20 protein-coding genes are annotated in these 22,793 nt (G+C 70.0%); 8 read left to right on the plus strand and 12 right to left on the minus strand.

Translation table 11 applies throughout. The features are described 5' to 3' along the window. Positions 1–81: 81 nt before the first annotated feature. Positions 82–1,023 (minus strand): DUF389 domain-containing protein, encoded by a 942-nt coding sequence (locus EV193_RS24070; RefSeq protein WP_130346699.1) that lies wholly within the window; start codon positions 1,021–1,023, stop codon positions 82–84. A 12-nt stretch (positions 1,024–1,035) separates the two neighbouring features. After that, on the minus strand, positions 1,036–2,811 hold the full coding sequence (gene aspS / locus EV193_RS24075) for an aspartate--tRNA ligase (RefSeq protein WP_130346701.1): 1,776 nt from the start codon (positions 2,809–2,811) through the stop codon (positions 1,036–1,038). A gap of 228 nt (positions 2,812–3,039) precedes the next feature. Here aspS and EV193_RS24080 point away from each other — a divergent pair, with 228 nt between their 5' ends. Then, positions 3,040–4,152 carry a hypothetical protein gene (locus EV193_RS24080; RefSeq protein WP_242613622.1) on the plus strand — a complete coding sequence of 371 codons (1,113 nt, stop codon included), beginning with the start codon at positions 3,040–3,042 and terminating at the stop codon, positions 4,150–4,152. Between the two features lie 302 nt (positions 4,153–4,454). Here the strand turns inward: EV193_RS24080 and EV193_RS24085 are convergent, their stop codons facing one another. Then, positions 4,455–5,492: an Rv2578c family radical SAM protein gene (locus EV193_RS24085; protein WP_242613623.1), complete on the minus strand. Its 1,038-nt coding sequence runs from the start codon at positions 5,490–5,492 to the stop codon at positions 4,455–4,457. Between the two features lie 234 nt (positions 5,493–5,726). Here EV193_RS24085 and EV193_RS24090 point away from each other — a divergent pair, with 234 nt between their 5' ends. Both EV193_RS24090 and EV193_RS24095 read left to right on the plus strand, forming a co-directional pair. Continuing rightward, positions 5,727–6,974 (plus strand): YibE/F family protein, encoded by a 1,248-nt coding sequence (locus tag EV193_RS24090; protein WP_130347011.1) that lies wholly within the window; start codon positions 5,727–5,729, stop codon positions 6,972–6,974. A gap of 69 nt (positions 6,975–7,043) precedes the next feature. Further along, positions 7,044–7,529 (plus strand): hypothetical protein, encoded by a 486-nt coding sequence (locus EV193_RS24095; RefSeq protein ID WP_130346705.1) that lies wholly within the window; start codon positions 7,044–7,046, stop codon positions 7,527–7,529. Between the two features lie 99 nt (positions 7,530–7,628). On the opposite strand, the gene EV193_RS24100 is transcribed toward EV193_RS24095, so the two are convergent. Beyond that, positions 7,629–8,288: a hypothetical protein gene (locus EV193_RS24100; RefSeq protein WP_242613624.1), complete on the minus strand. Its 660-nt coding sequence runs from the start codon at positions 8,286–8,288 to the stop codon at positions 7,629–7,631. Beyond that, positions 8,289–8,987, minus strand: coding sequence for an MBL fold metallo-hydrolase (locus EV193_RS24105; protein ID WP_130346707.1), 699 nt, complete (start codon positions 8,985–8,987; stop codon positions 8,289–8,291). A gap of 118 nt (positions 8,988–9,105) precedes the next feature. On the opposite strand from EV193_RS24105, the gene EV193_RS24110 reads away from it, so the two are divergent. Genes EV193_RS24110 through EV193_RS24130 form a run of 5 tightly spaced genes read left to right on the plus strand, consistent with a single transcriptional unit; the run spans position 9,106 to position 13,306 of the window. Beyond that, complete coding sequence (locus EV193_RS24110; RefSeq protein ID WP_130346709.1) at positions 9,106–9,969, plus strand: peptidylprolyl isomerase; 864 nt, start codon at positions 9,106–9,108, stop codon at positions 9,967–9,969. Between the two features lie 4 nt (positions 9,970–9,973). After that, on the plus strand, positions 9,974–10,774 hold the full coding sequence (locus EV193_RS34230) for a peptidylprolyl isomerase (RefSeq protein WP_242613625.1): 801 nt from the start codon (positions 9,974–9,976) through the stop codon (positions 10,772–10,774). Positions 10,775–10,778: 4 nt separating this feature from the next. Then, positions 10,779–11,411 (plus strand): nicotinamide riboside transporter PnuC, encoded by a 633-nt coding sequence (gene pnuC / locus EV193_RS24120; RefSeq protein WP_130346711.1) that lies wholly within the window; start codon positions 10,779–10,781, stop codon positions 11,409–11,411. Beyond that, complete coding sequence (locus EV193_RS24125) at positions 11,408–12,472, plus strand: AAA family ATPase (protein ID WP_130346713.1); 1,065 nt, start codon at positions 11,408–11,410, stop codon at positions 12,470–12,472. The genes pnuC and EV193_RS24125 overlap by 4 nt, the downstream gene beginning before the upstream one ends. A gap of 30 nt (positions 12,473–12,502) precedes the next feature. Beyond that, complete coding sequence (locus tag EV193_RS24130; protein ID WP_207222783.1) at positions 12,503–13,306, plus strand: helix-turn-helix domain-containing protein; 804 nt, start codon at positions 12,503–12,505, stop codon at positions 13,304–13,306. A 106-nt stretch (positions 13,307–13,412) separates the two neighbouring features. On the opposite strand, the gene EV193_RS24135 is transcribed toward EV193_RS24130, so the two are convergent. The 7 genes from EV193_RS24135 to ruvB form a co-directional block, all read right to left on the minus strand. Continuing rightward, positions 13,413–13,670 (minus strand): hypothetical protein, encoded by a 258-nt coding sequence (locus EV193_RS24135; protein ID WP_130346715.1) that lies wholly within the window; start codon positions 13,668–13,670, stop codon positions 13,413–13,415. A 925-nt stretch (positions 13,671–14,595) separates the two neighbouring features. After that, positions 14,596–15,468, minus strand: a complete 873-nt coding sequence (locus EV193_RS24140) for a hypothetical protein (protein WP_130346717.1) — start codon at positions 15,466–15,468, stop codon at positions 14,596–14,598. Positions 15,469–15,531: 63 nt separating this feature from the next. Next, the gene (locus tag EV193_RS24145) at positions 15,532–17,865 is read right to left on the minus strand and encodes a RelA/SpoT family protein (protein WP_165401485.1); all 2,334 of its coding nucleotides are present in this window, start codon (positions 17,863–17,865) and stop codon (positions 15,532–15,534) included. 168 nt (positions 17,866–18,033) lie between these two features. Continuing rightward, positions 18,034–19,266, minus strand: coding sequence for a protein translocase subunit SecF (gene secF / locus EV193_RS24150; RefSeq protein ID WP_130346719.1), 1,233 nt, complete (start codon positions 19,264–19,266; stop codon positions 18,034–18,036). A gap of 1 nt (position 19,267) precedes the next feature. After that, the gene (gene secD, locus EV193_RS24155; RefSeq protein ID WP_130346721.1) at positions 19,268–20,992 is read right to left on the minus strand and encodes a protein translocase subunit SecD; all 1,725 of its coding nucleotides are present in this window, start codon (positions 20,990–20,992) and stop codon (positions 19,268–19,270) included. 210 nt (positions 20,993–21,202) lie between these two features. Then, positions 21,203–21,634 (minus strand): preprotein translocase subunit YajC, encoded by a 432-nt coding sequence (yajC, locus tag EV193_RS24160; RefSeq protein WP_130346723.1) that lies wholly within the window; start codon positions 21,632–21,634, stop codon positions 21,203–21,205. Positions 21,635–21,782: 148 nt separating this feature from the next. Beyond that, a complete protein-coding gene (gene ruvB / locus EV193_RS24165; protein WP_130347021.1) occupies positions 21,783–22,787 on the minus strand; it encodes a Holliday junction branch migration DNA helicase RuvB in 1,005 nt (334 codons plus the stop codon). Between the last annotated feature and the right edge of the window lie 6 nt (positions 22,788–22,793).

Raw genomic sequence — 22,793 nt, forward strand, 5'->3', positions numbered from 1 at the left:
ACAGATGACCGTAGTGGGGCGTACGTCCCCGTCGCCAGGACGGTTCGGTTACCGGTTTGGTTGCCTGGTCACACTGTCTGTTCAACCAGTGGACAGTGGGCGCCCCGCGTCCGGCGTGGTGAACGTCCTCCTGCGCACCAGCAGAACGGCCGCCGCGGCGATCACGATGCCGACCAGGTTCACGATCAACTGTGCCACGGATTCCAGCGACCGGTTCCAGTCCCCGAGCACGGCCGCCACCACGGCGTACCCGGCGGCCGGCACCGTGGTCACCGAGATGAACACGCCGACCAGCGCGGCCGACTTCGCCGAGGTCATCGACAGCATGCCGGCCGCACCCGCGAGCAGCGCGACGATCAGCGAGAACGGGCCGACCTTGTAGACGAAGTCGACGGTGTGCTCGCCGCCGAGCGCGTTGCGGTCGAACAGGCCCCCGGCCTCGCCGAGCACCGTGCCCAGCGCGGTGATCAGCATGGCCACCGGGAAGCCGACGGCGAGCGCCAACCCGGCCCGCCGCACCAGGTCGAACCGCCGCCGCACCAGGCCGACCGCCATCGCTGCCAGCGGCCCGAACTCGGGTCCGACCACCATCGCGCCGACGATCGTCACCGCCGAGTCGGTCACCACGCCGACCGCGGCCAGCAGGCAGGAGATCGACAGGAACGCCAGGAACGTGATGTTCAGCCGGGACTCGTCCCCGGTGCGCGACACCAGCTCCTGCCACACCACCGCGTCGGCCGCCTCGCCGGGTGCGTCCCGTTCGGCCCGGTCGGCCGCGTCGGACAGCGCGGTGTCGATCTGCTCCAGCGTGATCCCGCCGTGGTGGTCGACGCCGAGGCCGCACAGCGCCGCGATCACCTCGTCGGTGGCCTCCCGCGCGATGTCCGCCTCGACCACGTCACCCTCGGGCTGCACCGCCACGCCCGGCAGCACCACGAGATGAGTGGTGCCCGGGTGCTCGGTCAGCACCCGGACCACGTCGTCGGTCGTCGTCGTCGGGCAGACGACTCGCAAGTGCAACATCGCGCGGCGGCCTCAGGCCTTCGGCGGCGCGGGCGGCTTCGCGTCCACGCCGGCCTCCTTGCGCTGCGCGCTGGTGATCGGCGCCGGCGCTCCGGTCAGCGCGTCGTAACCGCCGCCGGACTTCGGGAACGCGATCACCTCGCGGATCGAGTCGGCACCGGCGAGCAGCATCGTGGTGCGGTCCCACCCGAACGCGACCCCGCCGTGCGGCGGCGGGCCGTAGGCGAACGCGTCCAGCAGGAAGCCGAACTTCTCCTGCGACTCCTCGCGGGACAGGCCCATCACCTCGAACACCCGCTGCTGCACCTCGGCGTCGTGGATACGAATCGAGCCACCGCCCAGCTCGTTGCCGTTGCACACCAGGTCGTAGGCGTAGGCCAGCGCGTTGCCCGGGTCGTCGTGGAACCGGTCGATCCACTCCGGGGTCGGCGAGGTGAACGCGTGATGCAGCGCCGTCCACTTGCCGGAGCCCACCGCGACGTCGTCGGTCTTGTCTGTGGACTCGAACATCGGGAAATCCACGACCCACACGAACGACCACGCGTTCTCGTCGATCAACCCGCACCGGCGGCCGATCTCCAGGCGGGCGGCGCCGAGCAGCTCGCGCGCCTCCTTGTGCTCGTTCGCGGCGAAGAACACGCAGTCGCCCGGGTCCGCGCCAACCGCCTTGGCCAGGCCCTCGCGCTCGGCCTCGGAGATGTTCTTGGCGACCGGACCGCCGAGCGTGCCGTCCTCGTTCACCAACACGTAGGCGAGGCCCTTGGCGCCGCGCTGCTTGGCCCAGTCCTGCCAGGCGTCGAGCTGCTTGCGCGGCTGGCTCGCGCCGCCCGGCATCACCACGGCGCCGACGTAGGGTGCCTGGAACACCCGGAACGGGGTGTCCTTGAAGTACTCGGTCAGCTCGGTGAGCCGCAGGTCGAACCGCAGGTCCGGCTTGTCGGAGCCGTACTTGGCCATCGCGTCGGCGTAGGTGATCCGCTGGATCGGGCGCGGGATGTCGTAGCCGGCGAGCTGGGACCACAGCGCGGCGTAGATCCGCTCGGACAGCGCGATCACGTCGTCCTGCTCCACGAAGCTCATCTCGATGTCGAGCTGGGTGAACTCCGGCTGGCGGTCGGCGCGGAAGTCCTCGTCGCGGTAGCAGCGGGCGAGCTGGTAGTACCGCTCCATCCCGCCGACCATGAGCAGCTGCTTGAACAACTGCGGCGACTGCGGCAGCGCGTACCAGGAGCCGGGCTTGAGGCGGGCGGGCACGACGAAGTCGCGTGCGCCCTCCGGCGTTGACCGGGTCAGGGTGGGCGTCTCCACCTCGACGAACCGCTCGGCGTGCAACACCTCGCGGGCGATCCGGTTGGCCTCGCTGCGCATGCGCATCGCCTCGGCCGGACCGGTGCGGCGCAGGTCGAGGTAGCGGTGGCGCAGGCGCGCCTCCTCGCCGACGGTGAGGTGCTCGTCGAGCGGGAACGGCAGCGGCGCGGACTCGCTGAGCACGTCCAGCTCGGTCGCCAGTACCTCGATCGCGCCGGTGGGGATGTCCGAGTTCTCGTTGCCGTCGGGCCGCGCGGCGACCTCGCCGACGACACGCACGCAGAACTCGGCGCGCAGCCGGTGCGCGCGCTCGGCCATCTCGCCCTCACGGAACACCACCTGCGCGACGCCCGAAGCGTCGCGCAGATCGATGAAGATCACCCCGCCGTGATCGCGCCGGCGGGCAACCCAGCCGCTCAGCGTGACGGACTGTCCGGCGTGCTCAGGCCGGAGTGTGCCGGCCTCGTGCGTGCGGATCACGGGTAGTGCTCTCCTGTCGCGGAATGGGGATACCTATCGGTGGTCTGCGGCATATGTACCGCACACGTAACTATTCGGAAGGCTAGCCAACGCACACACACCGCTGTCCAGCAGGTTTAGTTCGGGACGGTCTCCCCCGCGAACGTGGATTCCCAGTAAGACCTACCGGTAACCGGGAATGAGGACATATGGTGCCTACCACGGAGTAAACACGCCAGGGAGCCTCACATGGGTGTCGGTGCAACCCGCGATCCGGTCCGTGACCGCCACCAGGACACCAACCGAGACAGCAACAACCGCGACACCAGCCACGATCCGTCCGCAGACCGCCCGAAGAACGGCGCCAGACCGGTGCCGCAGACAGGCGGACCGAAGGCCGGGCCGAGGCCGAACGGCGTCGCGAACCCTCCAGCCCCCGTCGCCGCGGTCGCGAGCGGGCAGGAGACCGATTCGTTCCCGACCGCGCTGCGTACCGCCATTCAGGCGAGTGGGTTGAGCCTCGACCGAATCCAGTACCGGCTGCGCGCACGTGGTGTTTCGGTGAGCGTGACCGCGCTGAGTTACTGGCAGTCCGGCCGCCGCCGCCCGGAGCGCCCCGAGTCGCTCGCCGCGCTCGGGCATCTCGAAGCCGTCCTCGGGCTGGCCGCCGGGTCGCTGATGGCACTGCTCGGGCCGCCACGCCCGCGCGGACGCGCCCACCGCGGCAACTCGCGAGTGCCGATCGACGCGCTGTGGAACGACAACAACGAGAACGTCGCGTCGTTATTGGAGCGGGTCGACGTCAGCTCGGACACGGCGCTGACCCGGATCAGCCAGCACGACCGCGCCACCATCGCGGTCGATCGTGGTGATCAGACCGTGCTGGTGCGCCAGGTGCTGCGGGCCGAGCGGGACGGCGCGGACCGCTGGGTCACGGTGTACGACGCCGCGGTGCCCGGCAAGCCGTTCCCCGAGATCACGCCCCGTCAGGCGTGTCGCATGGGCCGGATCGCACGTGACGACAAGGCCGGCCTGCAGGTCGGCGAGATCCTGTTCGACCGGCCGCTCAACCGCGGCGAGACCACGGTGATCGAGTACGCGCTCACCTTCGCCGGGCCGCCGTACCCGCGCGGCGACAACGCGCACTGCAGGAAGTTCACCGCCCCGGTGCGCGAGTACGTGGTCGAACTCCGGTTCGATCCGCGGATGCTGCCGGCGTACGTGGAGCAGTTCGCCATGGACCCCGACGAGCAGACGACCAGCCGGCGTCAGATCACGGTCGAGCCCAACGGGCACGCCCACGCGGTCGCGCTGGACTTCGGCCCCGGCACCTTCGGCCTCCGCTGGAAGTGGCGGGACTGAATTCTCTATCGAGATTCTCTATCGAGGGCAAGGTCGCCGAGTCGGCTTCGCCGACGGCCTGTGGTTGTTTTGCTTGGGTGGTTGGGGGCCGCGAGGTGGGTGGTTGGGTTTCGTGGGTGGTTCAGTCACGCCACCTCCACGACAGCGGGCTCGTTCCTCGCCCGCTGTCCCTCCGGCGTCGTAAGGGCGACCGCCCTCGACAATGAGGTTCGACCTCAGCGTGGCTTTCGCTCGGTGCGGTCAACACACCCGACTGCGTGAAGTCGGGTGCGGTGGGCCCGGGTAGGCGGTGTCGAAGGGTATTACAGCAGGGCTAATTGCTCGTGGTCGATGACAGCGTCGCGTGGCGCGGTCTTCGGCATGCTGCCTGAGGGCCAGGTGTCGTCGTCCGAAGCGCCGGACATTCGGCCGCGCGGGCGGTCCAGGCCGTGTTTCCGGAGCAGCGGGCCGACTCGGGCGGCCAGCCAGGTGCGGTACTGCTTGCTGGCGTAGCTGCGGCTGCCGTAGATGCGGCGGTAGGCCGGAACGAGGTTCGGGTGCTCCCTGGCGAGCCATTGGGCGAACCACTCGCGCGCTCCGGGCCGCAGGTGCAGGGGTAATACGGTCACGCCGGTGGCGCCCGCGTCGGCGATCGCGGCGAGCAGGTCGTCCAGCGCCTCGGTCGAGTCGGTGAGGCCGGGCATGACGGGCGCGACGAGCACCCCGCACGGCAGGCCCGCCTCGCGGATCTTGCGCACCAGCTCCAGGCGCGCCTGCGGGCTCGCCACACCCGGCTCCACACTGCGCTGCAACTCCCGGTCGAGCAGCGCGATGGACACCGCCATGCCCACCGGCACGCTCCGGCCGGCCGCCTCCAGCAGTGGCAGATCCCGGGACAGCACGGTGCCCTTGGTGAGGATCGAGAACGGCGTCCCCGAGTCGGCGAGCGCCTTGATCACCCCCGGCATCAGCCGGTACCGGCCCTCGGCCCGCTGGTACGGGTCGGTGTTGGTGCCCATCGCCACGTGCTCGCGCCGCCACCGGGACGACCGGAGCTGGGCGGCGAGCACGTCGGGCGTGTTGACCTTGACCACGATCTGGCTGTCGAAGTCGTGCCCGGAGTCGAGGTCCAGGTACGTGTGCGTGTTGCGCGCGAAGCAGTAGACACACCCGTGCGCACAGCCGCGGTACGGATTGACCGTCCACTTGAACGGCATCGACGACGCCTCGGGCACCTTGTTCAGCACGGACTTGGCACGCACCTCGTGGAACACGACGCCGGCGAACTCGGGCGTCGTGACGGTACGCACCAGGCCCGGCAGCGGCAGCTCCCGGTCGGCCAGTTGACTTTCCCATCGCACTGCTACAGTCGAACACATGTTCGAGGCATCGTCAAACGCGACCACCCTCCCGAGCGGCCGGCCGGGGAGGTCCTCCAGGATGAGAGCGTGCGCGACGACGACGAGGACCACACCACCCCGTTGCCGCGTGTCGGGCGCTCCGGCAGGCCACCGTCCGACAAGCCCCGGCCGCGCCCCGCCCCGCGCGAGCCCGGCGAGCCGAGGCGCGCCCGGCACGCCAGACCCGAGCCACCGATGGACGAGCCGGTCGAGGAGCCGGTTGAGGAGCCGGTCGTACCCCCGGTCGGTCACGGGCACGGACACGGTCATGGGGACGGCCGGCCGGCGTCCCGGCGGGCGCGGCGCCTGCTCGCCCTGCTTCTGGTGCCGTTCGCACTGGCCTCGGTGGTCGGCGCGGTGCTGCTCTACCCGTTCGGCGGCACACCGGAGCCGGCCGGTCCCGGCCGCGGCACGCCCGTGCAGGGCACGGTCACCGCGGTCGAAGCAGGCCCGTGCGATCGCGGCGTCCGGGTCGGTGAGGGCACCCCCGAGCAACGCGAGCAGTGCCTGACGATCGCCGTGCGCATGACCGACGGAGCCGCGTCGGGGCGCGAGATCCGCACCGTGCTGCCGCAGGAGCCGAGCACGCCGCGGTTCGCGGTGGACGACGACGTCGTGCTCGCCTACAACGGCGGCGACGCGCTGGACGGCCAGTCCTACCAGCTCGTCGACTTCCAGCGGGGCACTCCCCTATTGGTACTCGCCGGGCTGTTCGCGCTGGCCGTGCTGGTGCTCGGCCGGTGGAAGGGCCTCGCCGCGCTGGTCGCGCTCGGCGTGAGCTTCGCGGTGCTGGTGCTGTTCGTGCTGCCCGCGATCCTGGCCGGGGAGAACCCGCTCACGGTCGCGGTGGTGGCCGCCGGCGTGATCATGTTCGCCGTCCTGTACCTGACCCACGGCTTCTCGGCACGCACGTCGATCGCCGTACTGGGCACGATGGTCAGCCTCGCGCTGATCGGTGTGCTCGGCGTCCTGTTCTCCGCGGCGGCCAAGCTCACCGGCATCGACGAGAGCACGGCGACGCTGATCGGCACCATCGGGCACGGCATCGACACCCGCGGGCTGCTGCTCGCCGGCGTCGTGATCGGCGCGCTCGGCGTGCTGGACGACGTCACGGTGACGCAGACCAGCGCGGTGTGGGAGCTGCGCAGGGCGAACCCGTCGCTCGGGTGGCGGTCGCTGTACGCCGCCGGGCTGCGGATCGGCCGCGACCACATCGCCTCGGCGGTGAACACGCTGGTCATGGCGTACGCGGGCGCGGCGCTGCCGGTGCTGCTGTACTCGTCGGTCTCGGGCGTCGGGCTGGGCAACATCCTGGAGTCGCAGTCGATCGCGCAGGAGATCGTGCGCACGCTGGTCGGCAGCATCGGGCTGGTCGCCTCGGTTCCGGTCACCACGGCGCTGGCCGCCGTGGTCGCCACCAAGGAGCCGAAACCCGCCGGGTGAGTTGCGGGCGCAGCGGCCGGACACTGCGGCTACGATCGCGGCACCCGCCCGGCGATTCGGGGAGCAGCCATGGCGAAAGCCCCTGCGACATCCACCGCGAGGCGCGACGACGGCCTGTGGATCCTCGCGCTGGTCAGGAACCCGGTCAGGACGGCCGACTCGGCGCTGCGGGTCACCGTCTCCCTGGTGCCCGCGACCGTCGAGGCGCTGCGCTCGATCCCCCGGCTGGTCACCGCGATGGAGCGGCTCACGCCGGCGATCGAGGCGGCCCAGGGGTCGCTGGACCACCTTGACCGGCTCGGCACGTTCATCGCCGAAGAGCTGCCCGAGACCCAGGACCAGCTCGAGCAACTGCGCGGTCAGCTGACCACCACCGCCACGCGGATCGCCGAACTCGGCCCACAACTGGTCGCGGTCACCGGGGTGAACCGGGCACTGAACGACTCGATCAAACTGCTCGCCCGCGGGCTCGGCGTCGTCCAGGGCACGACCGACAAGCTCAGCAGCATCCTGGACCGGCTGCCCGACGTGCGCCGCCCGAAAGCCGAGCCCTAGTGAGCGTCTGACAACCCCACCGGTGATCGGTTTGCTGTCATTGTGGACATCTCCGACGGGGTTTGTGGGTCTTGAAGACCGGCAACCACCGTGGCGGCCTCAGTCCAGTGCGCTCACGAACTTGGTGACCGCGTCGATCCGCAGCCGCTGCGCGAGCCTGCCGGCCGGCGCGAGCGACGCCAACTGGTAGAGCGGACGGTCCGGCGGTGCCTCGCCGCGCGCCTCCGCCCGCAACTGCGCCACCAGCAACTGCGAGAACACCAGCCCGGCGGTGTTCTCGCTGGCCGCCAGGACATCCGCGAGCCGGCGCAGCACAAGAATGCCCAACTCCCGCCCGCCCGTGCCGGCGTAGGTCGCGAGTGACACGTTCACCGCGCGCCCCTTCGGCGGCCCGGACACCAGCATTCCAACCGTCCGCGCGCCGCGCATGTCGGTGACGATCAGCTCCAACTGCTCGACCGTGCGCAGGTCCACGGCCTTCATACCGAACGCCCGCGCGGACACCACGGTGCCCTGCAGCCAGACGCTGCGGCGAGCGGTCCCCCAGCTCAGCAACAGGATCAGCCCGGCCACGACCAGCGCCACGATCAGCCCGGTGTCACGTCCGAAGATCAGCCCGAACAGGCCGCCCAGCGCCCCGCCGAGCAGCACCGCGACCACGAGACCGGCCCAGGCGCGCCGCTTCGCCATACCCGGCTCGACCAGGTCCAGCGACATTCTCTCCGGCTCGGCGGCCGGCCCCAACTCCTCGGAGCTCACTCACAGTCCTCGCGTCGGCCCGGACGCCGGAGCGTCGGGCAGCCCGGTGAGGAACGGGTTGGACGCCCGCTCCCGGCCGATCGTTGTCGTCGGACCGTGCCCGGGGAGCACCACCGTGTCGTCCTCGAGCGTCATCACCTTGCGCCGCAAGGATTCCGTCATCTTCCGCATGTCGCCGCCGGGCAGGTCGGTGCGGCCGATCGAACCGGCGAACAGCGTATCGCCAGAGATCATCAGCCGGCCGCCCTCCTCGGTGCCGCTGCGGAAGCAGACCGACCCCTCGGTGTGGCCGGGTGTGTGGTCGACGGTCAGGCGCAGCCCGGCCAGCTCCAGGTCCGCGCCATCGTGCAACTCGCGCACCTCCGCCGGCTCGCGCATCTCGAACCGCCCACCGAAGAACGATGTCGCCTCCGTGCTCATCCCCTTGAGCGGGTCGGCCAGCAGCTCGCGGTCGTCGGGGTGGATCCAGGCCGGCACGTCGTTGCCGTCGCAGACCGGCGCGACGGAGAACGTGTGATCGAAGTGCCCGTGCGTGAGCAGCACCGCTACCGGCGAGAGCCGATGCTTGCGCAGCGCCTCGGTGAGCGGCTCGACCACGTCCTGACCTGGGTCGACGATCACACAGGCCTCGCCTTCGGCCTCGGCGAGCAGGTAGCAGTTCGCCTGGAAGGCACCTGCGGGGAATCCGACGACCAGCACGGTCCGACCTCCGAAAGTAGGGATTATCGGACAGCCTAGGCGACCGAACACCGGCCATACCTGGGGTGCAAATAGAATGCCGGCCACCACGAGTGTCTTGTCACCAGGGAGGACATAGGTGCCGACCAACGAGCAGCGCCGGCAGGCCGCCAAGCGCAAGCTGGACCGTCAAATCGAACGCCGGGCCGAACGCGCCAAACGCCGCAGGTTGTTCGGGGTGGTCGGCACGGTAGCGGCCGTCCTGTTGGTGGTCGTCCTCATCGTGGTGATCGCCAACGCCGGCGGCGACGACACGGCCAACGCCGACCCGAACACGCAGCCGCCGCCCACCTCGGCGCCGCCGCCCAAGCCGGTGGAGATCCCGACCCAGCTCGCGCCCGCGCCGAAGCGGCCCACCCCGCTGCCGGCGACCGTGGACTGCACCTACGAGGCCGACCCCAAGGACAAGCCGCCGAAGCCGGTCAACCCGCCGGACGGCAAGAAGGTCGGCGCCACCGGCACGGCCACCCTCACGTTCAAGACCGCGCAGGGCGACCTGCCGCTCACCTTGGACAAGTCGCTCGCGCCGTGCACCGCGCAGAGCATGATCAATCTGGCGAAGCAGGGCTTCTTCGACGGCACGAGCTGCCACCGGCTGAGCACCGAGGGCCTGCAGATGCTGCAGTGCGGTGATCCGACCGGCACCGGCTCGGGCGGACCGGGCTACCAGTTCGCCGACGAGGTGTTCCCCGAGTTGAAGTACGGCCGCGGCATCCTGGCCATGGCCAACTCCGGCCCGAACACCAACGGCAGCCAGTTCTTCATCGTGTACGGCAACGCCGGCCTGCCGGCGAAGTACACCGCGTTCGGCACGATCGGCGAGCCCGGATTGAAGATCGTGGACGACGTGGCGCGCGCCGATCACGACCACTCGCTGGACTCCGGTCCCGGTGGCGGCAAGCCGAACAAGAAGCTCACCTTCGACAGTGCCACCGTGAGCTGACGCCGTGCGCTCACGATTCCTGCTGGCGGCGCTGGCCGTCGCCACGGCGCTGACCACCGGCGCCTGCGTGTCGAAGAACCAGCCCGCCGCGGAGCAGACGCCGTCCAGCAACACGACGTCGAGCAAGCCGACGTCCAGCGCACGGACCACCATCGAGCAGACCGCGGCGAGGCAGCCGATCAACATCCCGGCCGCGCTGGCTCCCGTGCCTCGCCGTGCCACACCGCTGCCGGCCACCGTGACGTGCGAGTACCCATCCAACGGCAAGCCGTCGTCGAAGCTGGTGATGCCGCCGCAGCCCGGATCGGTGCCGGCGACCGGCACGGCCACGCTCACGCTGGACACCTCGCTCGGCAACGTGCCGCTCACGCTGGACCGGGCACTCGCCCCGTGCACGGTGCACAGCATGGTGCGACTCGCCGGGCAGGGTTACTTCAACGGCTCGTCGTGCCACCGGATCAGCACCGAGGGCCTGCAGATGCTGCAGTGCGGTGATCCGACCGGCACCGGCTCGGGCGGACCGGGCTACCAGTTCGCCGACGAGGTGTTCCCCGAGTTGAAGTACGGCCGCGGCATCCTGGCCATGGCGAACTCCGGCCCGAACACCAACGGCAGCCAGTTCTTCATCGTCTTCGGCGACGCCCCGCTGCCGCCGAAGTACACGGTGTTCGGCACGGTCCCGCCGATCGGTCTGGCGATCGTGGACCAGGTCGCGCACGGCGGGCACGACGGGTCGCTGGACCCGAGCCCGGGCGGCGGCAAGCCGAACGTGAAGATGACGGTGAACGCGGCGACCGTGTCCTGACCTCGTGCTGGACTGGTTGCGGCAACCGCTGTTCGAGCTGTTCGGCGCGCCGGTCTCGGTGATCGAGGTGATCGGCGCGGTCACCGGCATCGTGTGCGTGTGGCTGGTGGCCCGCCAACACGTGCTGAACTGGCCGCTCGGCATGCTGAACAACCTGGCCTGGCTGGTGCTGTTCATGGGCAGCGGCCTGTACGCCGACGGCGTGCTCCAGGCGGTGTACCTGGGGCTTGCCTGCTACGGCTGGGCGAACTGGGTGCTCGGCGCGCGGGCGCTGGCGGCCGACCGGCTGCCGGTGCGCCGCACCAGCTCGACGGAGTGGGCGGTGCTCGGCGCGCTCGGCCTGCTGGGCACGGTCGCGCTGGGCGTGCTGCTGTCCGGGGCCACCGACTCCACGGTGCCCTGGTGGGACGCGATCACCACCGTGTTGTCGCTGCTCGCCACGTACGGGCAGGCGCGCAAGCTGGTCGAGTGCTGGTGGCTGTGGATCGCGGCCGACGTGCTGTACATCCCGCTGTACGGCGTCAAGGGCCTGTGGATGACGGCGATCGTGTACGCGATCTTCCTCGCGCTGTGCGTGCGCGGCCTGCTGGCCTGGTCGGCTTCGCTGCGCCGTCAGGCCGCGGTGGCACCGGCGTGACGCGGTTCGCGCACGGGATGGTGATCGGCAAGTTCTACCCGCCGCACCAGGGCCACCACCGGTTGATCGACACGGCCGCGCGCCGGTGCGACCGGGTGACCGTGGTGGCGTGCGCGTCGCACGTGGAGTCGATCCCGCTGGACACTCGGGTGGCGTGGCTGCGTGAGGTGCACGCCGGGCAGCCGCACGTGCGGGTGGTCGGCGCGGTGGACAACCACCCGGTCGACTACGCCGATCCGCGCGCGTGGGAGGCGCACTGCGTGGTGTTCGCCGGCGCCGTCGGCGAGCCGGTGGACGCGGTGTTCACCGGCGAGGAGTACGGCCCGGAGCTGGCCCGCCGGTTCCGTGCCACCGCGGTGACCCTGGACCGCGGCGCGCCGCCGGTGTCCGGCACGGCGGTGCGGGCCGATCCGGCCGCGTGCTGGGACTGGCTGGCCGCGCCGGTGCGGGCGTGGTTCACCCGGCGTGTGGTGTTTGTCGGCGCCGAGTCGACCGGGACCACGACGGTGAGCCGCGCGGTGGCCGAGGCGTTGCGGGCCCGGGGCGGCGTGTGGGCGCGCACCCGGTGGGTGGCCGAGTTCGGCAGGGAGCTGACCGCGCAGAAGCTGGCGGACCTGCGCGCGGTGCGACCGGCCGCGGTGATCGACGACGTCACCTGGGACGCCGAGGACTTCGCCATGGTGGCCAAGCAGCAGGCCGCGCGCGAGGAGTCGGCCGCGCGGGACGGCTCGCCGGTGCTGGTGTGCGACACCGACGTGCTGGCGACCACGGTGTGGGAGCTGCGGTACCGGGGCGTGGTGTCCGCCGAGGTCGCCGGCGCGGTGCGGCCGGCCGATCTGTACCTGCTCACCGACCACGACGGCGTCCCGTTCACGCAGGACGGGCTGCGCGACGGCGAGCACCTGCGGACGTGGATGACCGGCGAGTTCCGCCGCGTGCTGGACGCGCACGACGCCTCGTGGCGGCTGCTCTCCGGTTCGCTGGACGAGCGGGTCCGCGCGGCGCTGGGCGCGATCGACGAGATGCTCGGCTCGGGTTGGCGGCTGGCCGCCCCGCTGTGAGCGTCGGACCCCGATGGCACACTCGGGGACGTGCCGGACGTCTACCAGGAGCGCCCGCTGTCCACGGACGGCGTGGTCGGGCTGACCTGGCATCGGGAGACCGACACGCCCGGCGTCACCCGGGTGGTGCCGGACGCCGGGGTGGACGTGATCTGGGACGGCCGATCGCTGCTGGTCGCGGGCCCGGACACGCGCCCGCACCCCACGCCGAACCTGCCGGGCACGCTGATCGGCGCCCGGTTCGTGCCCGGCACGAGCGGCGTGGCACTCGGTGTCGCGCCACATTCGCTGGCCGACCTGCGGGTGCCGCTGGACGACCTGTGGCCGCCGGCTCGGGTGCGTGAACTGGCCGACCGGCTCGCCGACACAGCGGACCCGGTCCAGGCGCAGGACGTGCTCGCCGACGCCGTCGTGGCGCAGGTCGGCGATCCACCGGACGAGATCGCCGCGCCGCTGCGGCACCTGGCCAGGCGTACCGGCCGGGTGCGCGACCTGGCGGAGACGATCGGGCTGTCCGAGCGGCAGTTGCACCGCCGGTGCGTGGCCGCGTTCGGGTACGGCCCGAAGACGCTGCACCGCATCGTCCGGTTCGACCGCGCGCTGCGTGCCGCCCGTGCCGGCGAGCCGTTCGCGGACGTGGCGTACCGCGCCGGGTACGCCGACCAGGCGCACCTGTCCCGCGAGGTGCGCGCGCTGGCCGGCGTGCCGCTCGGCGCGCTGGTCCAAGAACCCGTCCGACCGCCGCCATGGCCGTATCCGGCTGGCGACTACAGGGCAGAAGATCAAGAAGTCGAGTCGAACAGTCATTATGGGCTAGCTCGGCAGAGCGTGTAGTAGTTGCACGCACCAGCTTCGCAGCTTGAGGGCCTGCCGTTGACGTGCGTCGGGCAGGCCCCAAACCAATCTGATCGGAACTTGCGACGGGTGGCGAGATTAAGAATCAGTCTTCCGCAGCCAGGTCCAGGCCAGCTCTGGCGTCATTGTCGAAGTACGGCGAAAAGACGTAGGGTTGGTTGCCGAATCGAAACGAATTCACTCCTCTGAAGTACCCGATCCGAGTGGCTGGGTTGCACTCGCGCACTAGGTCGATGAAATCATCCCGCTGGTTCCAGGCAAAGCCGAGCGCGCCAACCACATCTTGAATCGGCACGCCGTCCGATCTGAGGGGCATTCGCATGAACGCGAAGTCAAGTGCCACTTATTCTGCATATCCCAGAGGTCGTGGGTTACATACTCGTCCATATCCCACCCTCCGTAAGGACCCCGCCCGTCGATGCACCCCGGCACGGAGAAGTGCTCGACATACTTGACCTGTCGCCTTGGGTCGAACACGCAATGCGCAGCGGTCTGAACGACCCGCTTGTTGGCCGCGATAACGACGGCGGCCGAACATCGTATTAGCGTGCCGTCAGTCGGGTCAAGGAGAAAGACCCCCCACGGTAGGCGCACCCGAATCGTAGACAGCCGTCGGACTAACGGGGGCGACGGTCGGGTTCGGCATTGCAGGAGGAATGCTCTGAGGTTTATCGGACGTAGATTTGCACCCCAGTTGATGAACGATCGCCAGGCTAAGTGACTACGCCTTGGCGCGTGGCACCGCCGATTGAGTGAACCACCTGGTTGCTTGACCCAAGATGTTACCGACATGTCTAATGACGACATGAAGGCAGATGACGAGTCGCCGAAATTTCGAAGGCGTCCAACAGAACCTCGAACAAAGGAGTGGACACCTGAGGAGATGCGACAGGCCAAGCCTCTTGAAACGCCAGAACTACAGCCTGTGACTACGCGTGATTTAGCCAGTCATATCATCCGTGAAGCTCTTCAGGGCTTGTCAACTTCAGGCGCCGTGACCGTCGACGACATTGCGACGCGCCTAAAGATCGATACGGTCGTTGTGAGGTCACAGCTTGAAGGGCTGTCACAGAAGTGGTCGTGAGTGTGGCTCTGCCCGTGAACGGCGACTGACAGTCTAAAGTGAGTACCATCCGCATTCAGTGCTCGGAAGCCACCAGGGACGCAGCACTGTTGGGACGCGGGCGAAGGACCACGACACGTTCTGCCCGCTAGGCCCCGTGGATCTCGTTCATCGCGCAGCAGAACATCGGTTCGCGGGACAGACCCTACAGACGGCCGTAGGCGCGCAGGGTGGCGAGCGCGCCGATGGTGATCACCGGGCGCCACTCGAACTCGACGGCCGGCGTCCAGACCTCCCACGGCACCGGCCAGGCGCCGTCCTCACCACGCAGGTCGACGAGCTTGTCGAGGCTGATCTCCATTTCCTCGTCGGTGAACCAGGCCCGGGCCACGCCGTCCGGCCGCGGCGCGAAGGTGTGCGGGTACATCACGTCTCCGCTCTCACCGGCCAGGGCCACCACGCCGCCGTCGCGCACGATCTTGCCGACACGCTCGGCGTGCTCGGCGGCCCGGTCGCGGTCCGGCACGTTGTCCAGGAAACCCACCGCGGCCAGCGCCTCGTACGGGCTGGTCTCGGTCATCGCCTCGACGGCGCGCCAGCAGAACTCGGTCGCGCGGTCCAGCCACGGGTGGTCGATCTTGTTCTTGTGCAGGACGCCGGCGATGTTGCCGGTGGGCAGCAGCGAGCCCGCGTAGGTCTCCGGCACCGCCCACCGCCACGCCTTCGGGTAGTCGCGGATGTTCGGGTGGATGAACGGCACCCCGCCGTCCTCGGTGCTGATCGAGACCAGGTAATCGAGCGTGCCGCGGCCCATCGGCGAGTCCACCGCGCCCAGTTCGTCCAGCAGCGACAGCGCGAACAGCACGGTGACCGGCTGGCTGCCCGGACCGCGGCCATCGGGCTCCAGCGCGTTGCCGAACCCGCCGTCCGGGTTGCGGTAGGCGGCCAGCGCCGCGAGCACGGGCTCCGCGTCGCCCGACCGGAACATGTGGGCGAACTGGTGCCGCTCCAGCACCCTGGCGCTGCTCAGAACGTAGGTCTCCGCCGCGTCGATGGCGGTCTGGTCGAGTCGCTTCATGCCGGCAACGCTAGCCCCGGGTCACGCGGGCGGTCTTGAAGAAATCGGACGCCTCAGGACAGGTCAGGACGCCGAGGTCACCCGGTAGACGTCGTACACGCCCTCGACGCCGCGCACCGCCTTGAGCACGTGGCCGAGGTGCTTCGGATCGCCCATCTCGAAGGCGAACCGGCTCACCGCCACCCGGTCACGCGAGGTGGTGACCGACGCGGACAGGATGTTCACCCGCTCGTCGGCGAGGATCTTCGTGACGTCGGACAGCAGCCGGTGCCGGTCCAGCGCCTCGACCTGGATCGCCACCAGGAACACCGAGGACTCCGACGGCGCCCACTCCACGTCCACCAGCCGCTCGGGTGAGGCCAGCAGTTCGGCCGAGTTGGTGCAGTCGGTGCGGTGCACGGACACCCCGCCGCCGCGCGTGACGAACCCGAGGATCTCGTCGCCCGGCACCGGGGTGCAGCAGCGGGCCAGCTTCACCCACACGTCGCTGGCGCCCTTGACGATCACGCCGGCGTCGCCCGTCGCCCGGCGGCGCTGGACGGTGGACGGCGTGGACCGCTCGGCCAGCTCCTCCTCGGCGTGGTCGACCCCGCCGAGCAGCGCGACCAGCCGCTGCACGACGTGCCGCGCGGACTGGTGGCCCTCGCCGATCGCCGCGTACAGCGCGCTCACGTCCGGGTAGCGCAGTTCGCGGGCGAGCGCGGTCACCGAGTCGGCGGACACCAGGCGCTGCATCGGCAGACCGACCCGGCGCACCTCCTTGGTGATCGACTCCTTGCCGATCTCGATCGCTTCTTCCTTGCGCTCCTTGGCGAACCACTGCTTGATCTTGGCGCGGGCGCGCGGCGAGGCGGCCAGGTCGAGCCAGTCGCGGGACGGGCCGGCGCCCTCGGCCTTCGAGGTGAAGATCTCGACGACCTCGCCGTTGTCCAGCTTGCGCTCCAGCGCGACCAGCCGGCCGTTGACCCGCGCACCGATGCAGCGGTGCCCGACCTCGGTGTGCACCGCGTAGGCGAAGTCGATCGGCGTGGACCCGGACGGCAGCGTGATCACGTCGCCCTTCGGCGTGAACACGAAGATCTCGCGCTGAGCCAGGTCGTAGCGCAGGTTTTCGAGGAACTCCCCCGGGTCGGCCGCCTCCCGCTGCCAGTCGAGGAGCTGACGCATCCAGGCCATCTCGTCGACGTCCACGTTGCGGCCGTTGTGCTGGCCGCGGGTCTCCTTGTAGCGCCAGTGCGCGGCGATGCCGTACTCGGCGGTACGGTGCATCTCGGCGGTGCGGATCTGCACCTCGAGCGGCTTGCCGTCCGGCCCGATCACCGTGGTGTGCAGCGACTGGTACACGCCGAACCTCGGCTGGGCGATGTAGTCCTTGAACCGGCCGGGCATCGGCTGCCACAGCGCGTGCACCACGCCCATCGCGGCGTAGCAGTCGCGCACGTCCTCCACCAGGATCCGCACGCCGACCAGGTCGTGGATGTCGTCGAAGTCGCGCCCGCGCACGATCATCTTCTGGTGGATCGAGTAGTAGTGCTTGGGCCGGCCCTCGACCTTCGCGGTGATCCGCGAGCCCTCCAGATGGCCGGACAGCTCCTCGACCACCTTGTGCAGGTAGATGTCGCGGGACGGGGCGCGATTGGCCACCAGTCGCACGATCTCGTCGTACTTCTTGGGCTGCAGGATCGCGAACGCCAGGTCCTCGAGCTCCCATTTCACGGTGGCCATGCCCAGCCGGTGGGCCAGCGGGGCGAGCACCTCGAGGGTCTCGCGCGCCTTCTTGGCCTGCTTCTCCGGCGGCAGGAACCGCATGGTGCGCATGTTGTGCAGCCGGTCGGCGAGCTTGATCACCAGCACCCGCGGGTCGCGCGCCATGGCGATCACCATCTTGCGGATGGTCTCCGCCTCGGCGGCGCTGCCCAGTTGCACCTTGTCCAGCTTGGTGACGCCGTCGACCAGCACGGCCACCTCGTCGCCGAAGTCGCCGCGCAGCTTGTCCAGCGAGTACTCGGTGTCCTCCACCGTGTCGTGCAGCAGTGCCGCGACCAGCGTGGTGGTGTCCATACCCAGCTCGGCCAGGATCGTGGCGACGGCGAGCGGGTGGGTGATGTACGGGTCGCCGGACTTGCGCCGCTGCTCGCGGTGCATCTCCTCGGCGACGTCGTAGGCGCGCTGCAACAGCGCCAGATCGGCCTTCGGGTGCAGCTCGCAGTGCACGGCGGCGAGCGGCTCCAGCACCTGCTTGACCGGCGCGGCGCGCTGCGCGGTGATGCGGCGCGCCAGGCGTGCGCGGACTCGCCGTGTCGCGGACGGCTGCCGGCCCCCGTTCTGGGGCTCGGCACGCGCGGCCGCGGCAGGTGGACCCGCGGCCCCGGTCTCCGACTCGACGTTCTGTGTCACACGCGCTCCCGGCTGTCTCGCTACCGCAAGGGTATCGAGGCGTCCGGGCCACGGACGTGACCCGGACTCCGAGAATAACGCTCGAACGCCCGGTGAACTTCCGCCAGGGCGGCGAGCGCACGGTCAGACGCGACGAACGACCGTGCGCTGACCTGCCGTCCTATTGCCTTACCTGCGCCGCTTGCCTGACGGCCGGGTCGGCTTGGCCCCCGGCTTGCCCCGCTTGGACTCGCTCGCCTTCGGTGTGCGGGACGGCGCGCGAGCCGCCGCGGCCATCGCCCGCTCCTTGCGCAGCTCGGCGTCCAGCGTGGCGTCGTCGGTGGACTCGACGGTGTCGTCGGCCACGGACTCGCCGCGCTCGGCGGCCTTGCGAGCCAGGTTCGCCCTGCGGTTGTGCACCCGCTCGGCCTGCTGCTTGTACTTCGACTCGGTCATCTTCAAGTCCACCAGGATCGGCGTGGCCAGGAAGATCGACGAGACCGCACCGGCGATCATGCCGGCGAGCTGCACGAGCGCGAGGTCCTTCAACGTGCCGACGCCGAGGATGCCGACACCGATCGCCAGCAGCCCGAGCACCGGGAGCACGGCGAACAGCGAGGTGTTGATCGACCGGATCAGCGTCTGGTTCAGCGCCAGGTTGGCCGCCTCGCCGTAGGTTCGCCTGGTCAGGCCGAGCAGACCTCTGGTGTTCTCCTTGACTTTGTCGAACACCACCACCGTGTCGTACAGCGAGAAACCGAGGATGGTGAGCAGGCCGATCACGGTCGCCGGGGTCACCTCGAAGCCGACGATCGAGTACACGCCCGCGGTGACCACGACGTCGTGGATCAGCGCGGCCAGCGCCGCGACCGCCATCCATTTCTCGAAGTACAACCCGAGGAAGATCGTCACCAGCACCAGGAACACGCCGAGCGCGATCAGCGCCTGGGTGGAGATCTCACCGCCCCAGGACGCGCTCACCGCGCTGTTGCTGATCGACGGGGCGCCGCCGTTGGGCTGGAGCTGATCGGCGAGCGCGCGCTTGAGGTTGGCGACCTGACCCTCGTCCAGCGTGACCGAGCGGATCTGCAGGGTGGTGTTGCCGCCGGTGCCGACCGCCTGCACGGCGACCGGCTCGTCGCCGAGAACCTGGGTGTAGACCTCCTTGGCCCGGTCGGTGCTGATCTCGCCGGAGGTGCTGGCCGCCGGCATCTGCACCTGGGTGCCGCCGATGAACTCGATGCCCGCGTTGAACCCGCGGAAGATGATCGAGGCGAGGCAGATCAGGATCAGCACGCCGAAGATCACGTACCAGCGCTTGCGCTTGCCGACGATGTCGAACGCGCCGTGGCCGACGTAGAGCCGGTTGAACACGCTGCTCTTCTTGGCCGGAGCGGCTGTCTCCGAGCTGGGGTTCGTCACGTCACGCCTCCTTCACGGCCGCGTCGCCACGGACGGACCTGGCGGCTCTCGCCGCCGCGCCGACTTTCTGCACCTGGCCGAGCCCGGAGTACTTCGGGTTCGACAGCGTCTTGGAGTTCGCGGCGAGCGCGAGCAGCGGATGCGTCACCAGGAACACCACGATCAGGTCGAGCACGGTGGACATGCCGAGGGTGAACGCGAACCCGCGCACCTGGCCGACCGCCAGCACGTACAGCACGGCGGAGGCGAGGAAGCTCACCGCGTCGGCGGACAGAATCGTGCGCCGGGCACGGATCCAGCCGCGTGGCACGGCGGAGCGGAACGTCCTGCCCTCGCGTATCTCGTCCTTCAATCGTTCGAAGTAGATGATGAACGAGTCGGCGGTGATACCGATCGCGATGATGAAGCCCGCGATGCCGGCGAGGTCGAGAGTGAACCCGATCCAGCGTCCGAGCAGCACGAGGAACGCGTACACGACGAGCCCGGACAGTGCCAGGGACAGGATGGTCAGCACGCCGAGCGCCCGGTAGTAGAACAGCGCGTAGACGAACACCAGCGCGAGCCCGATGGCGCCGGCGATCAGGCCGGCCTCCAGCGACGCGAGGCCCAGCGTGGCGGACACGGTCACCGCGTCGGACACGTCGAACGCCAGCGGCAGCGCGCCGTACTTGAGCGCGTTGGCCAGCGACTGGGCTTCCTTCTGCGTGAAGTCGCCGCTGATCTCGGTGTTACCGCCGGGGATCGGGCCCTTGATGGACGGCGCGGAGAGCACCTTCGTGTCCAGCGTGACGGCGGTCTGCTTGCCGACGTTCTCGGCGGTGTACTTGCTCCAGATGTCGGTGCCGCGGCTCTTGAACTTGAGGTTCACCACGTAGCCGGCGCCCTGCGTGTTCGACGCCGCGGACGCGTCGTCGATTTCGCTGCCGGGGATGAACTCGGCACTGAGCTTGTACTTGTACATGCGCTCGACGCCGTCGGCACCCTTTTCGGGCTTGTCGCCACAGGTGACCAGCGGGTGGTCAAGCAGGTCGTTGCCGATCAGCGGGTCACGTTGCTTCGAATCGCAGGTGAGCGCGTCGAAAGCGGCCTGCAGCTTGGCCGGGTCCTTGCTCTGCCGGGTGGCCCGAGCCTCGTCGATCAGCTTCTGGCGCTCGGGATCGATCGAGGACGGGGGCGGCGGCTGCTGTTCGGCGGCCGGCGCGGGACGGCCCTGCGGCGCGGGCGGCGCGCCGGGCTGCTGGCCGCCGGGCGGCGGCGCCACGGTCGGGTTCTGGCCCGGCGGCGGGTTCGTGGTCGGCGGGTTCTGGCCGGGCGGGTTCTGGCCCGGCGGCGGGGAGGCGATCCCGGCCGGCGCGGCGTCGTCCACGCCGCGAAAGCTCAGCCGCGCGGTCTGCCCGAGGCCCTTGACCAGCTCGCCGTCCTGGCCGGCGACGGTGATCACGATCTGCGTGCCGTCCAGCACGACCTCGGCGTTGGTCACGCCCATGCCGTTGACACGCGTCTCGATGATGCTCTTGGCCTGGTTCAGCTCCTCCTTGTTCGGCGTACCGCCGCTGTCGGTGCGCGCGGTCAACGTGACGCGCGTACCGCCCTGGAGGTCGATGCCCAGCTTGGGAGTCGGCTTCCCGTCACCGGTGAGAAACACCAGTCCGTAGAGGACAGCCACGATTGCGACGAAGAACGCCAGATAGCGTCCTGGGCGGATCTGCCCGGCCGGTGGTGCCACGGTCGGTCCGTCTCCCTCGAACTAGCTCGGATGCGCACGGACAGGTGGAGCCCGTGCGTGGTGCTCACGACGCGGCGCCCACACCCGTTGTGGGGTGAGGGCGCAGCGTACCGCGGGCGAGGTAAACCCGGTGTGGCCTGGGGACGCGACGCCGCAATGGGGCTGGCGGGAACCGCCAGGGTGAGAGCGAAAGTCGCGACGTCCAGACGGTCAGCGGGTCTTCTTGCCCTGCTCAGCCGGCTCGGCCACCTCGTTGGTGGACTCGGCCAGCACGGCGGGCTCGTCAGACTTGTCCGACTTGGTCGACTCGACCGTCTCCTCGACGGTGTCGTCAGCGGCGTCGTCGTCCTCGTCGTCCTCAACCTCGTCGACCACATCGTCGCCGACCTTCTCGCGAACGGCCTGCCGCAGCCATTCGGTCTCGACGCCGGGCGCGATCTCGACGGTGATGGACGCGTCGTCGGAGGTGTCGGACACGGTGCCGTAGAGACCGGACGTGGTCATCACGCGGTCGCCGACGGACAGCGAGCTCTGCAGCGCCTGCTGCTGCTGCATCGCCCTCTTCTGCTTGCGAGCGCCCAGGAACAGCGGGATCGCGAGCACCGCGATGAGCAGGAAGGGGAGCAGGGAACCGGCGTTCATTTGACTCCGTTCGGCGGACGTCACCGGGTGAGGAAACGTCCGATTGTTCTGACTTTGCTTCCACCGAGTGTGCCAGACGCGCGGCTGTGCACCGTCATCGGCCACATCGGGTGAGCACCCGGCCACTCACGTAGGAATGTGCGCCCCGTCACTCGTCGAACAGACTAGGCGCCGAGTGTCCCGGCGCCTGGGGCGGGGCGGACAAACCGAGGTGCGCCCAGGCCGCCGCGGTGGCCACCCGGCCGCGCGGCGTGCGGGCCAGCATTCCGGCGCGCACCAGGTACGGCTCGCACACCTCCTCGACCGTGGTGGACTCCTCCCCCACGGCGACGGCCAGCGTGGACACGCCGACCGGCCCGCCGCCGAACGAGCGCACCAGCGCGGACAGCACGGCGCGGTCCAGCCGGTCGAGGCCGAGCTCGTCCACGTCGTAGACCTTGAGTGCGGCGCGCGCGATGTCGCGGGTGACCGCGCCGTCCGCGCGCACCTCGGCGTAGTCGCGCACCCGGCGCAGCAGCCGGTTGGCGATCCTGGGCGTGCCACGCGACCGTCCGGCGATCTCGTGCGCGCCGTCCTCGCGCAGGTCGACGCCGAGGATGGTGGCCGACCGGCGCAGCACCTGCTCCAGCTCCTCGGGCACGTAGAACTCCATGTGCGCGGTGAAGCCGAAGCGGTCGCGCAGCGGGCCGGTCAGCGCTCCGGACCTGGTGGTCGCGCCGACCAGGGTGAACGGCGCGATCTCCAGCGGGATCGAGGTGGCGCCCGGCCCCTTTCCGACCACCACGTCGACCCGGAAGTCCTCCATCGCGAGGTACAGCATCTCCTCGGCGGGCCGGGCGATGCGGTGGATCTCGTCGATGAACAGCACGTCGCCCTCGACCAGGTTGGACAACATCGCGGCGAGGTCGCCCGCACGCTCGAGCGCCGGACCGGACGTGATCCGCAGCGCGCTGCCCAGCTCGGCGGCGATGATCATCGACAGGCTGGTCTTGCCGAGTCCGGGCGGGCCGGACAGCAGTACGTGATCCGGCGGCGCACCGCGCCCCTTGGCACCTTCGAGGACCAGCCGAAGCTGCTCGCGAACCCGTGGCTGGCCGACGAACTCGGCCAGCCGGCGCGGCCGGAGCGTCGATTCGTCGTCCCGCTCCCCCATCTCGGC

The organism is Herbihabitans rhizosphaerae, from assembly GCF_004216555.1.
Lineage (GTDB): Bacteria > Actinomycetota > Actinomycetes > Mycobacteriales > Pseudonocardiaceae > Herbihabitans > Herbihabitans rhizosphaerae.